Here is a 6,127-nt window from a genome sequence, read left to right as displayed (position 1 = left end):
TGCTGTCGCTTTTCAGGTTCCCCCTGACTTCCATCGCATAAGCACTGTCAGGCAGACCATAGCTGGTGCCACCAACGATTGTCTGTCCCATCAGAAGGTTTGGCGCGGTACCCTGCATGCAAAGGTTCCAGCGGGTTACGCCGTCGCGGGCGTTCAGACGCCCGTCAAAAGCGACAGCCGAGAGGATATTTGCGCTGGTTTTATCGTAGGCGCGGAACGACGAAAAATTGCTGATTTTCGTGGTGCTGTTGACGGTACCGGAGTTCGCCCAGAACTCTACCGCGTCACCCAGCGTATGATCCGTCAGCCCGTCGCCAAACGTTATTTCAGTACCAAAGCCTATAGCGCGCGTCGTCGCGTCTGCGCCGATATTTGCATAGGCCATCGCCATCAGCTGCGTGGTGCCTGTCAGATTACCGTTGCCGGCGGTACCGTTACCCAGCGTCAGCAATCGTGAAGCGGACGCGCCAGCACCCAGGCCAATTGACAGCTGACCTTTAGAACCAAAAGCCGCGCAATACTTACTCCACGTTTTCCCGTTATCCCGGTTATCCGCTTCCAGCAGCAGATTAGTGCCGGAGGTTCGCCAGCGATATGACGGGTTATTTGTAGTGCGATCGACGAGCGCCAGCGCAGGCGAAAAGCTGTTAACGGTAATGCCCTGGCTGCCGTCGCTGTTGCTGCCGTTCACCACCAGCGCCGCATTAGTTAGATCGCCAATGGCAGTTGAGCCTTTCGCCAGGACGGTCACCGGACCGGTAAAGTCAGCGCCGGCCGCAACAGTCAGACTGCCTGCGACTGAAGCACCGCCGCGGAACTTCATTGTCGAGACGTTGGTGTCGCCCGTGCCGTCGGCTGAGAGGCTGATCCACGTATTCGGGACCGAATTTCCCCAGGTCACGGTATCGGTGTTATCAACTGACTGGCCAAGATACCAGTGCAGCGTATTATCCTGCTTACGCCCGCGCAGGTAGTAAGCCTTGTCTCTGGTTGCAGGCTTCAGCTGCAGCGCGATTTCATCAGCCGTAAACAGGCCTGCGCCATCTGACCGGAGACCGCCGCCGCCAAGCACTGAAAGCCCGCCGGACCCCTGCAGCGTGGCGGTACCGTCGCCGCTGTTGAGAGCAAAGCGCGCCGTGGTCGCGCCGGAACGCGCGCGCGCATCGAGCGCAAGCTGTCCGCCGCCGTGCGTCATGTTCGTGATAGTGATACTGCCGAGCACCCTTCCGCCCCAGGTATCGGTCGTCGTGGACGCCAGACGCCCGAAGATGTTCATCACGTCGGTGTCATACGCCGTCGGCGTATCTTCCGGCTGATCGGTACGCACAAACGTCATGACCGGCGTTGACGGCTCAGAGCGGATCACACCCATACGGAATCCGGCCTGAATCTGTGAATTAACTTCCAGATTCTTTGCCAGCCTTACCTTTGCCGTATTGATATCGGTCAGGCTGTTCAGGCTGGTAATGTCGTTGTTCCAGCCCGCCCTTGCGGCGCCCAGGTTCAGCAGATCGGTCAGCGTCATGCTGGCCGTGTCCATCTGTTTACGCCAGCCGTTTGCATCAGCGCCGCTTGTCAGGCCATGCCACGCCCAGGAGCCGTTACCGCCGCCTGCGGTGCGGATATACACCGTGCCGTTCTGCGCGGCCAGCAGCTGCACCAGCGACGCGCCGGCATCATAGCTGCGGCGCATGTTAATCAGCTGCCCGCTCAGCGCCAGTGGCGCTTTACCAAGCTCAACCGGACCGTCCGTAAAGCTGCCGCTCAGCGTCCAGAAGGCACTCAGGCGGGTGACGACTATGTTAGACAGTGAAGTGATTTTGCTGTCCAGCACGGCAGACGCGGCGCCCAGGCCAAACGCCCCCACGGCCATCAGCGCGCCTGCCGTATTATCAATCGCTGATTGCTGGACGTTCGCCAGCGCGGCGGTACCAAGCCCAAGATGTTTACGGGCTTCCGGAACGTCCGGCAGATCCCCCAGGTTTTCAGAGGCCTTCAGCTGCTTGTCATTGGTTACCTGGTCGAGCCCGATGTTCTGACGAAAAAGCGCTTTATCCTCAATGTCCGAGCCGTTGTTGGCGCTGACCATGTTGTTATCGATCAAGGCCTTCAGGATTTTCAGCCCCTTCAGGTTAGCGGCGGTCAGTTCGTCGTCGCTGTCGTTCACGGAGTCGAGGGTGATACCTACCTGCCGGTTGATGCGGTAGTTCGTGACGATCATTGCCTGCGTCACCTGCGTGGTGCCGGTTGGCACAAGCACGCGGCAAAGCTCCAGCTGGTTCGGCGCCAGCGCAACCGACAGATCCTGCGCAAAGACGCGCGCGGCCTTAACGACGGAATCGCGGTTAACCTGTTCTGTCACAGTGCCGACTTTGTAGTTCGCCTCCAGCACTATGCGGGTGGTTTTGCCCGCCACTACCGGCAGCGTGAGATCCGCCAGGTGCTGTACCGTGATCTGGTGCGCGTTCACGTCAATGGAGGCGGCGCCCTGCCCGTCCTCTGCCCCTTTTGAGGTGACGACAACATTCAGCCCGGTCCCGGCAACCGGCGAGAAGCCCAGGTAAAAGCCGGGGCGCACCACCCCTTTTAACTTCCTGTTGAGCGCGGAACTGGTGTAGGTCTCCAGGTACTGCATGTCCGCTGACAGCGGCGCGGTACCATACGGAATGCCGGACATAACGCCTACGTCGGTAATTTCGTTATCAGTCATGTGCGTTACGCCGTTTTCTGTTCAATGGTAACCAGCAGGTTATAGGCCTTGCCGCGGAATACGCTGTCCTGCTGCAGACAGAGCACGGCAAAGGCGTTGCCGTCGCCGTCCACCAGCGTAAGGGTGTTCAAGTCATAGGACTTATCAGCGGCCAGCGCAGCGTCATTCAGCTGGATGGAGATAGAGATATCCGCGCCCGTGCTGGTCAGGATCAGCGGCGTTTCCGTGAACTTGTTCGTCAGGTTGGCGTTGCTGAAGGTGGAAGGAATATCCGCAATGTTCCAGCCGCCGGCGGGATTGCTGGTGACTAACGCAGACTTGCCCCAGTAGGCTTTGACCATCAGGAAGCGGCTACCCTTGCCGATGGATGATTCAGCGCGTCGGATGTAGTAGTAGTCCAGCAGCTTCGCCTTAAACAGCTTGCTGCTGACGGAGATAGTATCAGCCATAAAAAAGCCTCTCAGAGTTAAGAGGCCAGAGGGTAAGGAGTTTGTAAAATCCGCAGGTCAACTATGAGACAAATTGCTCATAAAAAAGTGTCGTGACCGTGCTGGTGCCGCTGTCGCCCGCGGGCAGCGCCAGAACAAACTCCGGCGTGCCATCGAAGGGAAACGCCACTGTTTCCCTGCTGCCGTCGTCGCGCGCGATCGTAACGCCCTGATAATCGCTTTTCAGAATAGCGATATACTCCACGCCCTCCTCTGTAAACAGCCGCGCGCGGCTGTCGTCGCCAGCGCTGGCAATAACAACCGGCGCCGGGGCAGCGTCGGGTTTGCTCCGGTAGTCATTCCACCACGCGTCCGCCGCAAACATATCGTAGCGCTCGCACCGCTTCACCTCCCGCACCGGCACGGCAGGGACCGCATACTGATGCCGTGTGGCCATGTGCAGGTTTTTAATCTCCGACTGAAGATCCGCGTAGGTCATTTTGGCCTGGTAGTCGATGCCGGCGCTGATAAGCCGGATGCGATCCCGGTCCGCGGTCATTTCAAACGAGATAAAGAGCGCTACCCCGTCAAACACGATGTGCAGCGGCAGCAGCGGCTCGATAATCTGGTCAAACTGGCTCAGCAGCTTGTTCACCGCCTCCGTCTGCTCCTGATAGCCGTAGCGCTCGTACAGCTCGTTAAGCGCCACGGAGATTTGCGCGCGCGACGTCAGGAAAAACTCGCCGTAATGCTCCTGCGCGACGTCCACGCCCTCTTGTGTGGTAAAGAATGAGCCATAAGGCGCTTTCTCCTGATCCACCGGCGCATAGAGCGGTTGCCAGGTCACGGGCAGGTTATCGAACTCGCGCCAGAACGTTGACGTGATCGGCTTATCGGTCCCCTTAAAATGCACTTCGTCCAGGCGCTGCGCCAGCAGCACCGGCCTGCTGGTGTCCGTGGTTTCCGCCACGATGAAAAAGCGGCCATATTCGCTCATGCGCAGCGTCAGATCGTCTTTGTTCATCGTGAAATAGCTTTTGCGATTGGTTATGCGCTCAAGCGTTGGCTCTACCGCCTGCTCAAATACTGACTGCAGGATATTTGCAAAGCCTGACCACAGCTCTGACGTGCTTTTCTCTTTAGTGAGCCGGTCTTTTACCCAGTTTCTGATCATGGCTCAGCCTCAGAGATAGTTAATTTCGATGCTGGAGTTAGCAACGTCGAGATAGATAAAGTCATTCAGCTGCACGGCAGTTTTCAGATTGTTTGTCTGCACGTCATAGGAGATAAACAGACCAAGCTCCTCAATGACGCGCCACAGGTCTTTTACCTGCACCTGCGCAAACTGTTTGCCGGCGGCGACATCACTCTGATAGCTGTCGCCAAACGTAGTCGCGTCGCGCCCGAATTGCGCCTCAAGCAGCTTCTGCACCTCGTCTTTCGCATCAGAGATAATGACGTTCTTCTTCGCCACGGCGTTGATGCTTACCGTGAAAGGCTCCTCCTGCGTGCGCACGTAGCGGAAGGTTTTATTAAGCTCGTTGGGTACCGACAGAACGGCGGTCATGATCAGTTCTTCGAGCTCTGCCTGCGTGTAACCTGGTTTGTGGCCGCAAAAGAAAATCGTGTTGATGTTGGAAAGCGATTTTATGCCGGTTGACTTCTCCTGCTCCTGCTCACCCCAGGCGCTGATCCACGACATACCCGGCACTTTACGATTCAGGAAGTATTTGTAATCACCGCCCCACACAACCTGCTCGTCATAGGCAACGTAGTACTGCGCCCGGTTGCGGGTTTCTTCAGTCGTTTCAAAGCCGCTGCCTCCCGTTATTGGCGTGGTTGTCACTACCTCAATTTTACCGCTCAAATCGGCAATATTGCCCGCCGGCGTCAGCTTCTGGCCCTGCGTCAGCGTGGTATCGCCCCGGCTGCACCAGACGTCCAGATCGACTTTGCTGCCGGTTGTTGGCATTTTGCCGATTGCACCGTCGCCAAAGCGAACGCCCAGCTGTTCGGACGGCTTATAGACCATCACGTAATGCTTACTGGAGCCGCGCGACAGGCGAAACAACGGATTATTTGTCCACTGCGTTTTGTCCTCGTTTTCCGTTACAAAAACGTCGAGTGAAACGGCTTCCTCGGTAATGTCACGCGGCAGCATAACCGTGTAAAACGCCGATTCAGCCTCAATGGTAGTGGACACGTTGACGTACTCCATCTGGCGCACGTCGTTCACCGTCACGCTTTTGCCTGCCGGAATATAAATCACGTCGGTTGTGACGTAGGGCAGCTGCGCCAGCGACAGTAATTCTGCATAAATCGGCAGCTGAATGTCCTGATCCGTTTTATTAGTGATCTTCACGCTGCCCCAGGACGGCGTGATTAAGTGGCCAATGTAGTTACGATCTTCGGCTGCGGCCAGAATGCTCGATCGCTTCGTTGCCGTGGAGATAAAGCCCTCAGTCAGCCCGCGTTCAGCGGTGCTCTGCGCGGCGTAAATGATCTGCGCGCCAAACACGGCCATCATCTGAATGAACTGGCTATTGGTAAACTTTCTCCACCAGCTGTTGCTCTGCAGCAGCCCGTTAAATTTGTCCTGTAATGCCTGAATGTTCACGATATTCCCCGATTAACTTTTGTTCATGGACACGGCCAGCGTGCCGTTTGATGTGACGAATGTGATTTGCCAGGTATCAACGCTCTCCGGGGCGCAGCGGATAGCACGCAGCCCCAGCCCCGGCAGATCGATACGCAGCTTGCGCAGCAGCGCCGCTTCTATGGCGACTTCGGTTAAATGGCCGGTCTCCGATCCGACCGGCTCATGTTTGTAGTCCTGCATGGTGTTCCCCCAGCCAGGCAGGCCATAGACGCTGCCCTGCGGGGTTCTCAGCCACTCCTCAAGGCGGGCAAGCCACGCCTGAGAATCGCCCTCTTTCAGCACGACGCCGCCCTGATCCACGCGCATCAGGCAGTCAATTTCATTTTGCAT

At 57.3% G+C, this 6,127-nt stretch carries 4 protein-coding genes and 1 pseudogene; all 5 read right to left on the bottom strand.

Annotated elements, in window-relative coordinates:
• Nucleotides 1–2,710: pseudogene (locus FS690_RS17410) on the bottom strand (hypothetical protein); the annotation flags it as partial.
• Between the two features lie 5 nt (nucleotides 2,711–2,715).
• Nucleotides 2,716–3,159 carry a phage tail protein gene (locus FS690_RS17405; RefSeq protein ID WP_145340010.1) on the bottom strand — a complete coding sequence of 148 codons (444 nt, stop codon included), beginning with the start codon at nucleotides 3,157–3,159 and terminating at the stop codon, nucleotides 2,716–2,718.
• A gap of 61 nt (nucleotides 3,160–3,220) precedes the next feature.
• Complete coding sequence (locus tag FS690_RS17400) at nucleotides 3,221–4,312, bottom strand: phage tail protein (RefSeq protein ID WP_145340009.1); 1,092 nt, start codon at nucleotides 4,310–4,312, stop codon at nucleotides 3,221–3,223.
• 9 nt (nucleotides 4,313–4,321) lie between these two features.
• On the bottom strand, nucleotides 4,322–5,755 hold the full coding sequence (locus FS690_RS17395) for a baseplate protein (protein ID WP_145340008.1): 1,434 nt from the start codon (nucleotides 5,753–5,755) through the stop codon (nucleotides 4,322–4,324).
• Between the two features lie 12 nt (nucleotides 5,756–5,767).
• Nucleotides 5,768–6,127 carry a hypothetical protein gene (locus tag FS690_RS17390; protein WP_145340007.1) on the bottom strand — a complete coding sequence of 120 codons (360 nt, stop codon included), beginning with the start codon at nucleotides 6,125–6,127 and terminating at the stop codon, nucleotides 5,768–5,770.

It is taken from the genome of Pantoea sp. PSNIH1, from assembly GCF_007680655.1.
In the GTDB taxonomy this organism is placed as follows: Bacteria; Pseudomonadota; Gammaproteobacteria; order Enterobacterales; family Enterobacteriaceae; genus Pantoea; species Pantoea eucrina.
The sequence above is the reverse complement of the archived record's forward strand: the minus strand, read 5'-3'. Positions and strand labels throughout refer to the sequence as shown.

Bases quoted from the DNA above. Each gene is read 5' to 3' on its own strand.
- FS690_RS17405 (WP_145340010.1), bottom strand. From the start codon at position 3,159: ATGGCTGATACTATCTCCGTCAGCAGCAAGCTGTTTAAGGCGAAGCTG.
- FS690_RS17400 (WP_145340009.1), bottom strand. From the start codon at position 4,312: ATGATCAGAAACTGGGTAAAAGACCGGCTCACTAAAGAGAAAAGCACG.
- FS690_RS17390 (WP_145340007.1), bottom strand. From the start codon at position 6,127: ATGCAAAATGAAATTGACTGCCTGATGCGCGTGGATCAGGGCGGCGTC.